15 protein-coding genes are annotated in these 15,960 nt (G+C 53.7%); 9 read left to right on the top strand and 6 right to left on the bottom strand.

Annotation, left to right across the window (positions count from 1 at the left end):
• The first annotated feature begins 90 nt into the window (after window positions 1-90).
• Both EK369_RS20920 and EK369_RS20925 read left to right on the top strand, forming a co-directional pair.
• Entirely contained in the window at window positions 91-309 is a 219-nt protein-coding gene (locus EK369_RS20920) for a hypothetical protein (protein ID WP_127116226.1), read from the top strand.
• Window positions 306-932 carry a Fic/DOC family protein gene (locus EK369_RS20925; RefSeq protein WP_127116227.1) on the top strand — a complete coding sequence of 209 codons (627 nt, stop codon included), beginning with the start codon at window positions 306-308 and terminating at the stop codon, window positions 930-932. The genes EK369_RS20920 and EK369_RS20925 overlap by 4 nt, the downstream gene beginning before the upstream one ends.
• Before the next feature lie 141 nt (window positions 933-1,073).
• Here EK369_RS20925 and EK369_RS20930 read toward each other — a convergent pair whose 3' ends face one another.
• The gene (locus EK369_RS20930; protein ID WP_127116228.1) at window positions 1,074-1,271 is read right to left on the bottom strand and encodes a hypothetical protein; all 198 of its coding nucleotides are present in this window, start codon (window positions 1,269-1,271) and stop codon (window positions 1,074-1,076) included.
• Between the two features lie 440 nt (window positions 1,272-1,711).
• Between EK369_RS20930 and EK369_RS20935 the strand changes: the two genes are divergently transcribed.
• On the top strand, window positions 1,712-2,041 hold the full coding sequence (locus EK369_RS20935; protein ID WP_127116229.1) for a plasmid mobilization protein: 330 nt from the start codon (window positions 1,712-1,714) through the stop codon (window positions 2,039-2,041).
• Entirely contained in the window at window positions 2,038-3,315 is a 1,278-nt protein-coding gene (locus EK369_RS20940; protein WP_127116230.1) for a relaxase/mobilization nuclease domain-containing protein, read from the top strand. Before EK369_RS20935 ends, EK369_RS20940 begins: the two co-directional genes overlap by 4 nt.
• 35 nt (window positions 3,316-3,350) lie before the next feature.
• On the opposite strand, the gene EK369_RS20945 is transcribed toward EK369_RS20940, so the two are convergent.
• The 3 genes from EK369_RS20945 to EK369_RS20955 form a co-directional block, all read right to left on the bottom strand.
• Entirely contained in the window at window positions 3,351-3,599 is a 249-nt protein-coding gene (locus EK369_RS20945) for a hypothetical protein (protein ID WP_127116231.1), read from the bottom strand.
• Window positions 3,599-4,252: a ParA family protein gene (locus EK369_RS20950; RefSeq protein ID WP_127116232.1), complete on the bottom strand. Its 654-nt coding sequence runs from the start codon at window positions 4,250-4,252 to the stop codon at window positions 3,599-3,601. The genes EK369_RS20945 and EK369_RS20950 overlap by 1 nt, the downstream gene beginning before the upstream one ends.
• A 125-nt stretch (window positions 4,253-4,377) precedes the next feature.
• A complete protein-coding gene (locus EK369_RS20955) occupies window positions 4,378-5,316 on the bottom strand; it encodes a replication initiator protein A (protein ID WP_235871505.1) in 939 nt (312 codons plus the stop codon).
• A 930-nt stretch (window positions 5,317-6,246) separates the two neighbouring features.
• On the opposite strand from EK369_RS20955, the gene EK369_RS20960 reads away from it, so the two are divergent.
• A complete protein-coding gene (locus EK369_RS20960; RefSeq protein ID WP_127116234.1) occupies window positions 6,247-8,721 on the top strand; it encodes an N-6 DNA methylase in 2,475 nt (824 codons plus the stop codon).
• 6 nt (window positions 8,722-8,727) lie between these two features.
• Here EK369_RS20960 and EK369_RS20965 read toward each other — a convergent pair whose 3' ends face one another.
• Complete coding sequence (locus EK369_RS20965) at window positions 8,728-9,267, bottom strand: recombinase family protein (protein ID WP_127116240.1); 540 nt, start codon at window positions 9,265-9,267, stop codon at window positions 8,728-8,730.
• 259 nt (window positions 9,268-9,526) lie between these two features.
• Between EK369_RS20965 and EK369_RS20970 the strand changes: the two genes are divergently transcribed.
• From EK369_RS20970 to EK369_RS20985, 4 genes are all read left to right on the top strand, one after another.
• Complete coding sequence (locus EK369_RS20970; RefSeq protein ID WP_127116235.1) at window positions 9,527-11,371, top strand: hypothetical protein; 1,845 nt, start codon at window positions 9,527-9,529, stop codon at window positions 11,369-11,371.
• Between the two features lie 27 nt (window positions 11,372-11,398).
• A complete protein-coding gene (locus tag EK369_RS20975) occupies window positions 11,399-11,881 on the top strand; it encodes a hypothetical protein (RefSeq protein ID WP_127116236.1) in 483 nt (160 codons plus the stop codon).
• An 80-nt stretch (window positions 11,882-11,961) separates the two neighbouring features.
• Window positions 11,962-13,113 (top strand): hypothetical protein, encoded by a 1,152-nt coding sequence (locus tag EK369_RS20980; RefSeq protein ID WP_127116237.1) that lies wholly within the window; start codon window positions 11,962-11,964, stop codon window positions 13,111-13,113.
• Between the two features lie 84 nt (window positions 13,114-13,197).
• Window positions 13,198-13,680: a hypothetical protein gene (locus tag EK369_RS20985; protein WP_127116238.1), complete on the top strand. Its 483-nt coding sequence runs from the start codon at window positions 13,198-13,200 to the stop codon at window positions 13,678-13,680.
• A gap of 328 nt (window positions 13,681-14,008) precedes the next feature.
• On the opposite strand, the gene EK369_RS20990 is transcribed toward EK369_RS20985, so the two are convergent.
• A complete protein-coding gene (locus tag EK369_RS20990; protein WP_164727069.1) occupies window positions 14,009-15,922 on the bottom strand; it encodes a type IV secretory system conjugative DNA transfer family protein in 1,914 nt (637 codons plus the stop codon).
• Window positions 15,923-15,960 lie beyond the last annotated feature (38 nt).

Here is a 15,960-nt window from a genome sequence, read left to right on the forward strand (position 1 = left end):
TGCCGTCGGGCGATCAATGGTTTGAGTATTCAAGCCGCGTGGAAGAGACATATATGTGACCCGTCAAAAAAATCGTGATACAATAAAAGCATGACCGATCGGACCGAAAAACAGAACCCAAAATCCCCTTTAGCACGAGAACGCTTTGCCGAGGCGGCGCACTCGCAGATGATGGAGGGCAATCCTCTCGATGCGGCTGATAAGGCATTGTTCGAGATGTTTGATCGGGAAGGATGGTCCTATGATGAGCGGGAAGCTTACATAATTGATTTGGTCAGTCGGGAAAGCAGTCCTTCGGCCGCTGAATGAGCGACGAGACGTATTGTTATCCGCCGGATTTCACAGTTCTGCGGAACAAACTGAACATCCGAGATGCAGAGTCTCTTGATCGTGCAGAACGCCTGATTGTGCAGAACCGTTCCCAACAGGGCGTGCCCAGTGGAGACTTTGATTTACCACATCTGAAGGCGATTCATCGTCATCTTTTTGGGGCGGTTTATGACTGGGCAGGCAAGGTTCGTACTGTCGAGATCAGCAAAGGTGACAGCCAGTTTCAGCCAAAGAGTTTTATTGAGGCGGGGATGAAAGACATTCACGGACGGATCGTCGCTGCGGGGTATTTCAAGGGAACCGATCGGGATATCTTTGCCCAAAGGGGGGGCGAGATAATTGGAGACCTGAATCACGTCCACCCTTTCAGGGAAGGCAATGGTCGAACACAGCGGCTGTTCCTTAAGCAGCTTGCAGACAGGGCTGGTCATCGGTTCGATATCCGGAAGCTTGACCGCGACATGTGGATGGAGGCTTCGGCCAGGGCAAATGACTGCGATTACACTCTGATGCAGGAAAGCATCCGTGGGGCACTAACCGGCGATCGCAGTCGGTCGGGCAAGCGGATCGCTAGAGCGCGCGATACTGGGCGTGACCGATGAAGAGGCAAGAGCGGAGGGCCGGTCAGGCGATCCCGCAGGAGCAAAGCGAAGAGGGCAGTGCTTGAGGGGGTCGAGGCGCCCTACCCTTCCGTTATCCCTGTGTGATTAGATCAAACAGGGATACCTTTCCGGCGAGGGAAATCACCTTTCCCGTTCTTGATCAGGGGGCGTGCGGCGCTTCGCTTTGGCGGTTTTGTCGCGTTCCACGGCGGCAAGCTTTCGCCCGTCTGCATAATGCATAACGTTGTAGTCGGGCTCGAAACCGCTCGACACGAAATGCATGGCGTTCAGGTCTGGCTGCACGCCTTCCGTCGATTTTGGTTTGTCGTCTTTCGCCATGTCTAATCCAACCTGCCTGCGGCTGTGCTCTATCTTAGCGTATCACTTGTCGGAGCATCCGTCTTCCCTGACTAACCCGCAGGGTTCAGCCTCTTCTGAGAGGCTGAGTTCGCCGTTAGGCGAACGTGCTTTTGGCAATCCGTTCAAAACAGTGGAAAACTTCAGAGCCTTATGGTAAACATTCACAATAAGCAGAGTAGCCAGATATGTTTTTGTGTCACGGAAATAAATTTCCGAACCCCATAAACTCGACGCAAGTGCGTCGATCTGGTCAGGATTAGAGGGGTCTCTTCCCACCCCCCTCCTGAACCAAACCCCAGGGCTAAAGCCGCGTCCAAGGACACGGCTCGCCAAGGGCAGACGATCATCGTGAACCGATATCGCGCCCTCGGCGGCATGCCCCACCAGGCAAGCGGGAACGCTTGCGGCTGAGAGGAGCCATGGCACGACCGAAGAAACCGACGAGTGACAAACGCGCGCAATGGATCAAAGCGCGCGTCTCGCCTGCCGAACACGCAGAAATTCTTCTGCGCGCAGCCGGGGCGAGTTTGTCGTCGTCAGAGTTTCTTCGCCGTGCCGCCCTCTCCACCGAGGTGGTGGTGCAGCAGGGCGCGTCAGCGGATTTCGAGACCGTCGATCAGCTTCGCCGGATCGGGGTCAATCTCAACCAGCTTGCGCGTGTGGCCAACAAGACCGGCTACATGCCGGACGGCCTTGAGGAGGCGTTGGCCAAGGTGGATCAGCTCCTCGATAGGATGATCGAGCTATGATCCCCCGCGTCGGTCCCGGGGGAGCCTCCTTCCAAGGTGCAGGGCTCTATTATCTGCATGATAAAGACGCCCTCACCTCCGAGCGCGTTGCATTCACGCACACGCTCAACACTCACACCGACAGTCCTGATCGGTCGCTGAAGGTGATGGCGTGGACAGCCATGCATCAGAGCGAGCTGAAGCAGGCCGCAGGCGTGAAGGCGACGGGACGTAAGCTTGAAAAGCCCGTCTATACCTACAGCCTTGCCTGGGCGCAGGACGAGACCCCTACCCCGGATGAAATGGTCTCGGCAGCGCAAGACAGCCTGAAAGCGCTCGGGATGGAGGATCGACAAGCGGTGCTGGTCGCGCACGAAGACACACAGCACCCGCATATCCATGTGATCCTCAATCGTGTTCACCCTGAGAATGGCAAAGCGGCCAGCACATCGAAAGATCACCTGAAGCTTTCGAAATGGGCGGAAGGCTATGAACGCGGCCAGGGCAAAATTCGCGTTCAGGCGCGGGTGAACCACAATGCACGGCGTGAGAAAGGCCAGTTCGTCAAGAACGAGAATATCACGCGCGAAGAGTATGATTGGGTGAAGGAGCACCGTTCGCTTGAGCCAAATGACATCAGAGAGGCCAGGAGCACCCGCCAGACCAAAGAAGCTGCTGAGCTCAAGCAAACCTTCACCCGCCGCCAGAACCGCCTTGAGGCGGCTCTACGGCGCGAATACGCCCGCCCCTGTGCGAAGCTCGACAAAGAGATCGGCACAACAGAGGAACGGATCGGCAAGAAGGGTTTGTTTCGATCCGTAGTGCGAAAGCTCACCGGGGCGGAAAAGCGCGACCAGGCGAGCCTTGCCAGCCTGAAGACATCGCTTCAGGGGATCGAATCCCGGATGGACGAGCGCCGCGACGAGCTGAAGCAAGGTTACGGGCGCGATTGGGAAAAGATGGAGCGCAGGCATGCGGCCGAGCGCATGCGTGATGAACGCTTGATCGAGCGAAAGCGTTCTGAAGGATCACGTGGCCGAGCTGGTGAGGTCGCCCGTAAATCGTTCCGTGTTCGGGCCGGGTCCGACACGGCCGGTCTGGCCCCTGCCCCATCAGATCGCAGCCGAGCGGCAAAAGCGCTCGATAAGGTTGCCAAGAAAACGGATTCCGATGGTGGCGGGAAAAAGCGCGAGGTTTCGGAAGATCGGATTGAGCGGGCGAAGCGCCGCGCCGAAGGCGCGAAGCGCAGCCGCAACCGGCCCAGGAACAAGGATAAGGGTTTCGAGCGCGATTAATGCAAAGCGCTAACGCGCTTTGCATGTAAGCATGCTTACATGTTTTGCGCTTTGTACTCTTCCCAAATCTTCAGGAAAAACTTCTTCTTCGCCCCATGACTGAAGCCAAATTCGCGCCCTGCCTGTTCAGAAAACCCTTCAAAGACAGACTTAGGAACGCGCACTTGCAGGGCGACCGTAGGTTCGCTTGCATCGCGCGTATCTTCGGCAATCACATCGGGCGCGGCTTCGGCCGCAGGTGGCGCGCCCTTGGTGCTTTTGAGCTTTGCAATATTCGTGGCCATTACGCGACCTGCCTTTCTTGAAGTTCTGCCATCTTGTCGATCACGCTTTGCGCCAGCTTGGACGCGCGCTCGTTTAAGGTGCGGAATGAGGTTTCGGTAATGGCTTTTCCTGCGTCTGAGGCCGAGCCATAGGCCGTTGAGACGCCGACTTCGCCGTCAAGCACCAGATAGCCCGCTTCGGTGAGATACTGCCTTGCGGCGGCATTCTCGCGCTCGCTACCCGTGGTCTTGAACATGGCAAAGGCGATCTTCTCAGGGGAGACGCCTTTCTTGCGCAACGCATGCGCGAGCACGACGCCAGGATGCAGATCGTCAACGGTTTGCCCTGTTGGGATCACGACAAGATCGGCCGCTGCTGCAATCTCAGCGGTTTGATCCGAGGCGTTCGGCTTGCCATCAAGGATCAGCGCATCGAAGCGCGGCGCTTCGGCAAGCGCGGTTTTTACAGTGGCGAAGCTTTGCACCTGAAGTTCGGGCGTAACGCCACCTTCGGCGCGCCGTCCTGCCCAATGGGTGCAAGTCTGCTGTTGTGTGTCGAGGTCTGCGATCTTGGTGGTGAGGCCACCGGTGACGAATTCTCGCGCCATCATGCGGGCGAGGGTGGATTTACCAACGCCGCCTTTCTGGGACACCATCCCGATAATGTAAGTCATATCTGCTGCTCCGATCTGCCAAATCGTTATTTTTGTTCATGCTAGCACGCTTACATTATTCGCGCCAAGCATGTTTGCGGCTTTTCCACAAAGGCGCATTGCATGCAAGCAGCATGCAAGCATGCTTAGCGCTTATACGCGCCGCGCTTCTTGCAAAAGGCGAGGAAGTGCTTGTCGGGGTCTTTGACGGAGATCGCCTTTTCAAGCACCCACGCGCGCCATTCATCTTCGAGGTGGTGCATGTCCCAGCCAGGGGCGAGACGGCGCGCATCTTCATGCGTGTCGGGCGCAAGGCGCAAGGACGAGAGCGGCAAGGGCAGGGCGCTCTGGTGCGTTTCCTTCTTCGGCCGGACGATCACAACGTCTTCTTCGATCATGAAGGCATAATCGGGCATGTGATCATGCTGGCCATCATCGTCGATGATTTTTCCAAACAGGCGGCGAAACTCCTTCACTGTCGAGCTGGAACCGCATTTGTCGCGCAAGAGCTCAAGGCCTATCTTCCACATGGGTTGCGCCCCGCAATGCTTGCGCGCGATCTCATAGAGGCGGCGCTCAAGGGGTTTGCGCAAGAAGAAGTACTGCCTGTTGAGCGTCAGAACATTGTTGTTCTCAATCGCATCGAACACCCAATCGGCAAGCGTGATCTCGACATCAAGCATGCGCCCGTCGCGTGTCTCTCGGACGATCTCAAAGGCGCTGATAAGCCCGAAGGCGCTTAAGTGCTCCTTGCCCCCTTGCCGGATGCTCGTCTCGATCTCGGTGCCTTTCAGGCGGCGCAGGGCATCGCGTAGGAGCTCATAGCCGCGCCCCGAGGTTTGACGGTTGGTGGCGACCAGCAAGTCATGCGCTTTGAAGCGCACATGGCGGCTAACTTTTCGGCCTTCATTGAGCGCGCCGATACATTGGCTGATGCAGTAGATCAGAATGTCCCGATCATGCACGGTTGCGAGCCCCTGGCGGGACGGGGCGATCTGAATCCAATTTTCACCGCGCTCATAGCGGCGGGTGCGCATGTCTGGCTTGGTTGAGAGCGAGAATACAGGATGTTCCATCGAGGCCATGTCAGCCTTTGGCACCGCGTCCACGATGTCACAGACGAACAGATCGCGCTGCGGATGCCGGTCCGGCAGGAGCGGCGATCGGGCAGGGAGCACAGCGCTTTCATTCGTCATTTCACACACCAGGATTTTGTTAGAGGTTCGTCACTTCACACACCTTGCGTTACTATCGTCATTTCACACACCGGGCGTCAAGATTCGTCACTTCACACACCGTCTCAGCCTGTGGATAACTTTGCAAGCTCTTCGTCATTTCACACACCATCTTTCGTCACTTCACACACCATCTTTCGTCACTTCACACACCGATTTCGGAAAATCGGGCCGATTCAACAAGGTTTTTCAAACGGTTATCGACCACATGGAATCCTGTAACTCTATATTAACTCTATATAACTCTCTCTCAGCTCTTCGAGCTGCTTCGAAAAGGCATCGGCCTAGTCGGCCGATAACCTATATGCGCCCCTTCGCCCCTATGGGGCGAACCCGCGCGCCCCACCACAAAAAGAGGCTTCAGGACTCACCAAAAGCAGATGCGCAAATCGGAGAGGCATCCTTGCTTTCATGAAGCCCTAAGACCATCACGAACCCCGCTACAAGGGGTGGGTGCTCGCCATGCTCAGATGCTTCGCATCTTGCGCGTGGCTCCGCTCCCGCTTCGCGCCCTTGCAGCGTGAACCGTGCTGTTCTTTTTTCGGGCTCAAGCAAGGGACGGCTCCGAAAGCAGATCAACTTTCACTTCCACCAAGGCTCTGTTGCAAAGCGCCTTGCATGCAAGCATGCTTTCAATGGACGGTGCTTCGGCCCCTTAGGGGTGTAAGGCAGATACGGGGAAAACTGTGTATAGAGCCAAATGTTGTGCATTTCGAAGGTGCGTATGACAACCACAGCTGTTAGGTTTGCAAAAAACTAGAACACTAGGGCAGGGCACACATGGCAATCCATTCTGAGACAGATACCGTCATCAAAAGGATTTTGCCCTATCTTGTGCGTCGCGGTTATGACGTCGAAACCGACATCGACTTTGAAACAGCAACCAAGCACCCAGAGCGATACACGAATGGCTATGTCGATCTTCTTGTGACTGGGGGAAAGAGCAAGCCTCAATTTCTTATCGAGGCAAAGCGCAGCTCTAAGAGCCTTACTGCAAAGGACGCAAAACAAGCAATTGATTACGGCATCGCCAATAAAGTTCCGTTTGTTGTCGTAACAAACGGAAAAGATATTCGCGCCTACAATACCAAAAGCAAACAGCCCATCCGATGGGATGGGATGCTCACCGAGAAGATACCAAACAAAGATCAGCTTCCCGCTGTTATGCGGGCTTTGAAAGCCAACTCAGACGCTACCGACTTACCCCTTGGCACAGGGGAAAGTAGTTTACCGTTTCGACCAGGACTTCCCCTAAAGCAACTGAATGCTCTATTTGCTCGTTGTCACAGCGCCATTCGAAAGATCGAAAAAAATGAAGAAACGGCCTTTGATGATTTTTCTCGGCTTCTATTTCTAAAGCTACTAGAGGAAAAATCGGATACTTCAGATTTCGAGTTACCCTACTCATACAGGTTTCACGAGCTTGCAGCTCGGCCAGAACAAGAAGCAGACCAAGTGCGTGACGCCATTGAGCAAATGATCAAGGCGATCAAAGACAAAACACCATTTGGTGACGTGATTGGCACGAGACTGAACTTGAAGAATGCCAAGACGTTTCGATACATTGTATCGCAACTCGCAGCGGTAAGCTTCTACGATAGCAGCCTGGATTCGAAAGGGGCTGCATTCGAATACTTTGTGCGCGCGACTCTAAAGGGGAAAAAACTCGGGCAGTACTTCACCCCGCGGCCAGTGGTTCGATTGGCAAGCGTTTTGATAGGAAGAAAGAAGATCTTCGGATCTCTCCTGAGTGGGGAACAACCGAAGGTTCTAGATCCCGCCTGCGGCACAGGTGGTTTTCTTGTCTATTTCATGCAAGAAGCATTGGAGTGGGCAAAAGAAGCGAAGAGCGACAAACTTCTCACTCAAAGTGCATACGACAAGATATGCACCAAGCTCAAAAGTGATACTTTTTTTGGTTCCGATGCCAATGAGGGAGTCGCGTCATCTGCCAAGATGAACATGATTATCGCCGGTGACGGTCATACAAACATTCGTGCCGAAGACAGCCTGGCAAAGTCCGCGCAAAACTGGTCAGCTTCAAAGGCTGACTGTGATGTGATCATCGCAAACCCACCGTTTGGCACATCGGAGACAGATTCCCTTGGGGCAAATGATTGGAAGCAATATCCTTTGAGGCTTTCAAAGGGGCAGCAACTATTTCTTCAAAAGATGCTTCTTTCGACCAAACCGGGAGGTGACATTTGCACCGTGATTGATGATGGCTTGCTGAATACGGCATCTTCGCGGGACTTACGGAAGTGGTTGTTTCAAAACGCCAGAGTGAAGGTTGTTGTCCGATTGCCGGAGGAAACGTTCAAGCCGAACAAAATTAACGTCCGTTCCAGTGTTCTTCTCATGGAACGACGCGAACATTCAGATGTTGATCTAGATGAAAACTACGATGTGACATTCATAGACATGGCGTCACTTGGCTACCATGGATCAGGAGAAACTATCCGTGGTTTCGACCTTGAGGGGGTGCTTACTGAAGTCGAGAGCGAAGCTCTCGGAAAGACCGGCTACGATCTGCGGGGCGGCAATTTTGGGTCTGCTTTTGATGTCTCTATGAAGACAATCAAAGAGGATGCTTCGTTCCGACTTGATCTCAAGTATTGGCATCCAGAGGCCGTCGGTGTTGTTGAAACAATGGCAAAGGCTGGAGCCGCCTCTTTGGCTACCATCAACACAATCCAAACGCGGAGAGGTTCAAGCCCTAAATCAGAAACATACGTAGGTGATGTTGATGGATATGCTGCTGTTATCAAAGCGGGAACTTCTATCACTCGCTATGGCATGGTGGTTCCGAGTGAAGATTACGTTGAGAAAGACGTGTTTGAAGAAATGCAGGCTGTTGCGGTTGAAAAAGGCGACGTTCTCATTGCTTCAACGGGAACAGGTACACTTGGCAAGGTAGGTGTTTATGATCTTGATATTCCTGGGGTTGCAGATGGCCATGTTACAATTATCCGCGCAGATTCAGAGAGTATCGACCCATACTATCTTGCCGATTATCTGAGGGTCGGAGGCGGAGCGGTCCAAATCGAACGGTTGTACACGGGTTCCACTGGATTGATCGAACTAACCCCAGAAGACGTAAATCGGATTCTCGTGGATACGCTTGGTAGTGATCTGAAAAAGCAACGAGCGATGTCAGAGCAGCTTCGCCAAGCGGAAGCAGCATACCAACATGCCATTTCTGGTGCGACGGAAGACCTTGTGAGTGCTAGGAACGCTTTCCTGCTACCGGAATGAAATCATTTAAGCCCGCCGCACAGTTCTCTCACTCACCTTGAACAGCCGTGCAATTTCCGAGATCGAGCGTTGTTCATCATCGCGCATGCGCCGCGCTTCGGCCTTTTGTGCGGTTGTAAGGGCAGGGGGCCGACCACCAACGCGGCCGCGCGCCTTTGCCGCCTGCAAACCTTCTCTTGTGCGTTCTGATATGCGCTCGCGCTCGAATTGGGCGATGGAGGCAAAGACGTGGAAGACGAGCCGGCCGGCCGGCGTAGTTGTGTCAATGTCTTCGGCAAGGGAGCGGAAGCCCGCGCCCTGATCCTTGATGGCTTCCACGATATCAAGCAGATCACGCAAGCTTCGGGCGAGGCGGTCATACTTGGTGACGACGATCACATCGCCAGAGCGAAGCTGATCAAGCAGCTTGTCGAGCTCTGGACGCTTGCGCATCGAGCCGCTGATCTTGTCTGAAAAAATGTGCTCTGCACCGGCCGCTTGTAGCGCGTCGGTTTGGGCATCGAGGTTCTGGTCGTCGGTCGAGACGCGGGCATATCCAATGATCATGCCGTAGCGTGACAAAAACCTGCCAAAACTGCAAAGGTTTTGCCGAGGGTTTTTGTCCTTATCAACAGCTTGTTCTTTCGTGGCTTGCCAGCTTGTGACAAAAACGACCGTTTTTGTCACGGCTTAGCAACGATCTGTCGCTCAGTCGCTTACTGTTCACATTGGGTCAACGGATACGGCAGGGCCGAAAGAATCCTCTTGCATTCCAAACGTTGCACAGTTCTACATTGTGAGGCTGAACTTTGCATGGAGGCTGGATTTGCTGGATGAACTTGAGCAGGATGGCTCAATGTCGCTTTCGGAGCGCATTGAGCATGTTCGTTTCACTCTGGCAGATATGTGTCTCGAAAAAAACGCCGATCGCTTCAGTTTCTTCCGCCTTCTAAATCGCGTGATCTTTCTGTTCCAGAAACCGTTGATCTTTGCGATTTGTCGTAAGTCGGACGAAACGCATGGCTACATCGTTGATCGCCACACGCACGGTGATCCGCTATATCTTGACGAGTTCGAAGGAGCCTTGCGGAGGTTGGGTATGAAGTCTGACTTTTCGGATGTTCCGGAAGAGGCGGTAGAGCCCTACGCTGTCCGGCTTTTTCATTCGTCGTTCTTTGTCATCCCCTTTGATGTCATACGAAATCCGCAGGCCGACTTCAGAAAGCAAAACGTGGAGTTTGAGCCCATTTCACGCTCTTCGACAGTTGGTCGTGTTTTGGAGAGGGTTTTTCGGCCATTTGGAGCCGCTTTGTGTGAACTTGGAATAGAAGAACACATTGAGAAAAACTTCCAAGAGATTTTCGAAGCAACCGCGCTTATTCAAGCCTACCAAGATGACCCTCGCAAGTACCCTGCCGATCGAGAGACGCAAAGCCTTATGACGCGCTATGAGCGGCGACCTCGGAAGGTGAATGTCCGTCAGTTGGCCCAGGGTGAAATGCGGATTGTTCCTCGTCGCGGCGCGGAAACCATTGATGCTCAAGCAGAGGTGAGAGCAGATTTTACGAGCTTGGATGATTTGCTCGAAGCCGAAACTGGATTGATAGTCAGTTCGCCCGCGCTACGTCGGCCGGGGGGGCAAATTTCTAACCTTCTGATTTCCAGAAAAAAATTCGATAGAACTGACTTAAGGTTTGGCGCCTACTTCTACGGAATTGACTTCTTTTTGTCGCGTGAGCAGAGGCAACAATTTCGTTTCTGTTGCCAGACTATCGATAGAAAATCTCTGACCCCTTTTCCGAATGTCGATGCAGATCGATGGTTCTGGGAAAATGTAGATTCCGCAAGGTATAGGCATTTGATTGCTTCTTTGCGGGTCCCGTTATCAAGTAATGTTAGGCTGTTTCCCGAGTATGTTCTCATGTCGGGCGCCTCGATACTAAATGTCGATCCGTTTTCTCGCGGGGATTTAGGGTGGATCGCCGATAGCGCAACGGATGAGGAGCGAGAGAAGGAGCTTCGCCGCTTTGCTATCCTTCACTATCTCCTGCAGATGATGGCCCCGGGCGCCCGCCGCCCGTCGCTGTTGACGCTTCCAATCCGTGTTTCGGGCGCGACCTGGATGGCAGCGACCATTGTCGTGGATGGGGCGGCAAGCGACGGTGATCCAGAAGCGGATATTGTTTCATCTTCTGAATTTCAAAGCCGATTCCTGATCTACCATTCAATGATGCGAGACTTTGAGAACCGGATTAGGCGGAAATCTAAGGCCGCATATCTTCAATGCGTCTATGACGTGTTTGCACACCAGGTCGCTGTTATGCGAGACCGAAACGGTCAGTCTCGAAGCAACGCCCCTATCGAATCTGGGGATTTTGAATTTCCAGATTTTGAAGCGTTGCTCGACAAGACTATGGGTTTGGCACGGCTCTACCCCTATGACCTCGTTGTTTTCTCCTTGGGGGAGACACTTGGTCGTTTTTCCGAGCTACGCGCTGAGAGCTTGGGATACGCTTGCAAGGTGGATTTCGGCATCTATGACGGGAATCCATTCTTTGATCGGCTAAGATTGCGAAACTTCCTTGATAGGAAGGACGTCAGACGACAGCTCCGTAATTTGGTCAATGCACAACTTGGGCTGTCCGGCTCAGTGAAAGTTAGGTCTATTTAGATGGGACGACTTCCAAATCAACGATCCTTGACGCGTGAGGAAAGAGAGCAGCGGGTCTTCGAACTTCTTCGCAGTAGGGGGCTTGAGGTTGAAGCGCCAATCTCAGAAATAGTTGAAAAAAAAGGAAAAAAACTATATAATCGTGGAGTGAGTTACGAGTTTGTTAAGGACGACCCAGAATTTCAAAAGGTGGCATCGGAAAACCAATGGCGCGAACGGACTGCGCGTGGGCTTCCTTCGAGAATGTGCATTTTTAAGTTCTTGAAAGATACCTATGAGCCTTGGTTTGGCGGCATGAATCAGGCGGACCTCAAGGTTGTTGATCCTAGCGCCTGGCGCGCTCTGCAAAACAGACTGCAAAAGGATGAAATGCCCGCCTGGTTGCGGCTTCCGAAGCTGAGTGATCGGTATTTGCCGAAGCCTGGTACACCCGAGTATGAAGCCGTTCAACAAGCGCGCCGCCAGAACAGAGAGCGGATGCGGCTATTAAGAAGTTTGCAGCCAAATTAAAAAATAATTGTGCACAGTTCTATATTTTTGTTACCTTCTGATTCGTGGGGGCTGTTCCCCATGTCAAAGGAGGCGACAGGATGTCGGATTTTGCTGAGCGTGGCGGGCGCAAACCCGCCGAACATCAAAAGTCGCCGCCTCCCTTTCTGAGAGCTGCCCAGGGGTTTGCGATTGTTGCGAGCCTTGGTGTCGGCTTTTCCAGCTTCTGGGGGCTGCGCGACTTCTTCATTGAGCAGGGAGGATTGATTGGCTGGGTTCTACCGCTAAGCTTGGCCATCGTGGTTACAGCCATGATGGCTTTCCTTTGGCATATGCTGTTGGATCTAGCCGCACAGAAACGCGAACCAGTGGCAATCGCGCTGCTCTCCGGGGCCGCGATTGTTCTCACTGGCTTGATGATTGCCATCTCGGCGCAATTCGTAACTTCTGCGGTTGGCGGCGATGCAGGGATGCGTCATCATAAAGAAGCCTATCTGTCAGAAGTAACTGAGCTGGTATCCGCATTGGAAGAGCAGTCTCGTCTGACTGACCAGCAGCTCAGCCAAGGTAGTCAGGTCGCAGGCCAGCTACAGGCGTATCTTCGCTGTGAAATAGCGCGGGGATGCCTTTCCAAGCGTGGTGGTGGAACTGGTCCGGCCACGCGTGTTCTAGAAGACATGGTGTCGGGATTCAGCTTGATGCAGGATGATGCATCAAGCCAGGCTGGTCTTCAGCAAGCGCTTTTGGATGAGGCGCGTGTGCAGATCGAAGAGGCGCGTCGCGCTGCGCGCGATGGAGATGTGGAAGGGTTCAACGACCACATTGCTTTGCTGCATGCTGCAATTTCACGTGCGCGCGGAGAGGCAGAGCGACTTCATTTCGATCCGGGATTCCTGGCAAACAGTCCTTATGCGGAAGTCGCGCGTCTGGCGAAACGCTTCGACAGCCAAGGCTTCCAGATGCGCGATGAAGTGCTGTCGCGGCCTGTACCTGTGTTTGAGCCGATGGACCGCTATGAGGCGGCCGTTACCTATTCAGACAAGGTGTACATGGCCCATGTCTTAGGTGTGTCAGTGGAACTGCTTCCATTGCTCATGTTCTTCGTCGTGCTGCTTTCGGCGCAGATACGTGAAGAAGAAGTTGAGCCAGAAGTTGGTGGGAGCACTGTCATTGACAGAACCCGCGTTCAGGACGACCCTGACCAACCCATTCTTCCATTTGCAGGGCGCCCCCGAGGTTATCCCGCAGAGTAAAAAGCAGGGCGACGGTGTCGCCCTGCTTTTTTCTAACCCCATCCAAATTCCCAAACGGGAAATTGGCCTCAACGGAGGTTCGTTATGCCAATCAAGCCCCCCAAAAAGCCTACTGGCAAAAATAGCACAGGTATTTCTGTGTCGATCACAGCGCGTGGCCTCATGTTCCTGGGGGCTGCGGTTCTGGTTCTGGCTCAGTTTTTTATGCCTGCAGATCAAACCCCTGCTGCTTTTGTCGGCCGAACTTTGACGATCGCCTATACGCAAGCAAATGAGCGCATATCAGTGATTGAGACAATGAAAGAACAACTTTCAATTAACCGGCAAACCTACGCCACAACACATGCCGAAGCGGAGGCCTTCAAGGCAAAATGTGGGTTCCTGGTTTTGCTTGGTCCGTTGGCAGAAGAATTGATGCGCCAGCTACCTGGCGGCGGCTATGGCATGACTGCACAGCAAGCTTGCACCATGCTGCTTGAAATCAACTATGGCCCACAGTTGAGCGAGCTGCAGTCCGAGATTGATCGGATTGAGGATGAAATCAAAAATCTGGAGGGTGCGTTGTGAGTAAGCTAGAGCAACGCCGTGGCCAAGCGAAACGGGCTTTCAACGGTGACCGTGCCCGCAGCGAGGGCAAAAGGTCTGTACGGTCTGGTCAGGGTAAATCGCCGAAGTCGGCAAAGCCGGATTTTGATCGCGCGGTTAGCGGCAAGGGCAGCGCCGGGAAGGATAAACCTGCCTTGAAACTGGACCGTGAGCCATCCGTGCATCTGAAAAAAGCAGGGGCGGCCCTGGACAAGCAACCTGGTCGCAAGGTCATTCGAAGGCCGAGAACACCCGGCTTGGAACGTTGACGAAGGGCTCGCCATTGGCGGGCCCTTCACCTTCTTCCGGCTTAATCGGCGTCAAATTCATCTAACGCTGTTGTCAGGTCGCTTGCAAACGCGGCCGCATCGGTCACCGTTTGTTGTGTTTCCTGATCCCTTATCTCTCGGATGCTTTGTGCTTCACGTAGAGCATCTGCCTTGTTTCTTCTGGGTGCGCGATCCGGGTTGAACAGACCGAGGAACTGCGGCGCGGAGAAGTACTCCTCGCGGTGCAGCGCGATAGGCCGTTCCCCCTTGATCAGAACCATCTGCATATTGGTTTCCCGGCGAAAGAGGCGCTCGATTTCATCGGGTTTGATCAGAGGTGATCGCTGTATTTGGGGATTTGTCGCTCTAGTGGTCGTTTCGGTATAGCCGGTAGACTGTTGGTCGGCCGTTGCTAGCAAGGGTGCAACGAATGCTCCGAGTTTGCCGTGTCCTATATATGCATTTGCCTTTTGGTATTCGCTTGGATCGTTCGTGGCCAACGCAGCACTCGTTGTGGTGCTGGTAACCGACTGCACGGTTTCGGTTTCCCCGAGTTTCTTTGATAGATACTCCAGAGATGTTACGTCAGAGTTGCCGAAGGCCTGGATGATCCCGGCGTTGCCGATGAAGGTCTCCCACCCTTCTTTGTAGTGCCGTTTCAACTGGGTCAGATCTTGGATGACCAGCCACAGTTTGACACCATACCCCGCCGCAAACCCGGCGGCCGTTTCGATAATTTTCATGTGCCCGAGAACCGGGAATTCTTCCAAAAGAAAGAGGATTGGAAACCCTGTCGCAGTAGCATCGTCCGGAGCATCCCCGGTTTTGGGATCAGTATTGAATTTGACCGTATATACCCGGTCCAGCATAACCGCGGTCATTAGGCGAAGCCATCGGCCGCAATCAGCCATGCGCGTAGGGGGAAGACATAGATATACCGTCATGCCGCCTTTCGCCAGTTTAAGATCATCGATGTTGAAGGTTGAGCGCGCCAATACTTGGCGCATCCCCGGCTTCTCCATGAAAGACAGGTTTCTGCGCGCATTGGAGAGGATTGAACCATATTCACCTGCACTTGCGTCCAAAAGCGCTTCGGCTATCCCTGATATCGCCCCGTTCAGACGAGCTTCTTCGGACATGTTGTATAGCAACGACCGGAAGTAATCGGGGTTATCGTCCTCGTCAGTTATGCTGATTTGATCTTCTGGAGCGCCCCGAACGCCTGATCGTAGCAAATCCAGAACCCGCAGCAGATGCCGGTCTTCAGTTTCGGTAAGGCAGACATACAGGATAAGGGCTTTGATCAATTCGCGGGCAGATTCATCCCAATGCGCATCCTTTTCATTTGATTGGACAACCAAGGCTTCCGCGATCGATGCGGCCTTGTCGATCATGCTTTCGTCTCCCTCGATAAGGAGATCGAGCGGATTATAGGCGGCATGTAGGTCGGGTTGGATACGGCTGATCTTGAAAGGATCGAGCACGCTGACACGTTGCCCCATACCATCGCAGTATTGCGACCCCGTTCCGCGACGTGCTGAGGTTATGGAAGCGTTTTCGCCTTTCGGGTCGATGACTACGCAAGACCCAGGATAGATGCAGAGGTTGGGGATGATTGCTGACGTGCCCTTGCCTGACCGACTGCCCGCCACAGTGACTAGATGCCGGTTGTCGCCATAGCCGATTGGTATGCGTGCGGTACTGAGCCGAGAACGCCAGGCGTCGATATTGCCGAGGTGCTCCGACGCCCAATCAGGGTGTGTACTGATCAGGCTGCTTTGTTGGAGGCGGTCTGCAATATCGACAAGACGGGCGTCGGTGTCAGCGGCTAAGTTGGTCAGGCCTGAAGTATAGCCTAAAAGGATATCACCCTCGCGATGGCGATAGGCTGTGGTTTCAGAAGGTGAGGCCCACCGTGCAGTTGCCGTCGGGCGATCAATGGTTTGAGTATTCAAGCCGCGTGGAAGAGACATATATGTGACCCGTCAAAAAA

The organism is Shimia sediminis (assembly GCF_003990645.1).
Classification (GTDB): Bacteria; Pseudomonadota; Alphaproteobacteria; order Rhodobacterales; family Rhodobacteraceae; genus Shimia; species Shimia sediminis.

Coding starts and splice junctions, on each gene's coding strand:
- EK369_RS20920 (WP_127116226.1), top strand. CDS start 91: ATGACCGATCGGACCGAAAAACAGAACCCAAAATCCCCTTTAGCACGA.
- EK369_RS20925 (WP_127116227.1), top strand. CDS start 306: ATGAGCGACGAGACGTATTGTTATCCGCCGGATTTCACAGTTCTGCGG.
- EK369_RS20930 (WP_127116228.1), bottom strand. CDS start 1,271: ATGGCGAAAGACGACAAACCAAAATCGACGGAAGGCGTGCAGCCAGAC.
- EK369_RS20935 (WP_127116229.1), top strand. CDS start 1,712: ATGGCACGACCGAAGAAACCGACGAGTGACAAACGCGCGCAATGGATC.
- EK369_RS20940 (WP_127116230.1), top strand. CDS start 2,038: ATGATCCCCCGCGTCGGTCCCGGGGGAGCCTCCTTCCAAGGTGCAGGG.
- EK369_RS20945 (WP_127116231.1), bottom strand. CDS start 3,599: ATGGCCACGAATATTGCAAAGCTCAAAAGCACCAAGGGCGCGCCACCT.
- EK369_RS20950 (WP_127116232.1), bottom strand. CDS start 4,252: ATGACTTACATTATCGGGATGGTGTCCCAGAAAGGCGGCGTTGGTAAA.
- EK369_RS20955 (WP_235871505.1), bottom strand. CDS start 5,316: ATGGCCTCGATGGAACATCCTGTATTCTCGCTCTCAACCAAGCCAGAC.
- EK369_RS20960 (WP_127116234.1), top strand. CDS start 6,247: ATGGCAATCCATTCTGAGACAGATACCGTCATCAAAAGGATTTTGCCC.
- EK369_RS20965 (WP_127116240.1), bottom strand. CDS start 9,267: ATGATCATTGGATATGCCCGCGTCTCGACCGACGACCAGAACCTCGAT.
- EK369_RS20980 (WP_127116237.1), top strand. CDS start 11,962: ATGTCGGATTTTGCTGAGCGTGGCGGGCGCAAACCCGCCGAACATCAA.
- EK369_RS20985 (WP_127116238.1), top strand. CDS start 13,198: ATGCCAATCAAGCCCCCCAAAAAGCCTACTGGCAAAAATAGCACAGGT.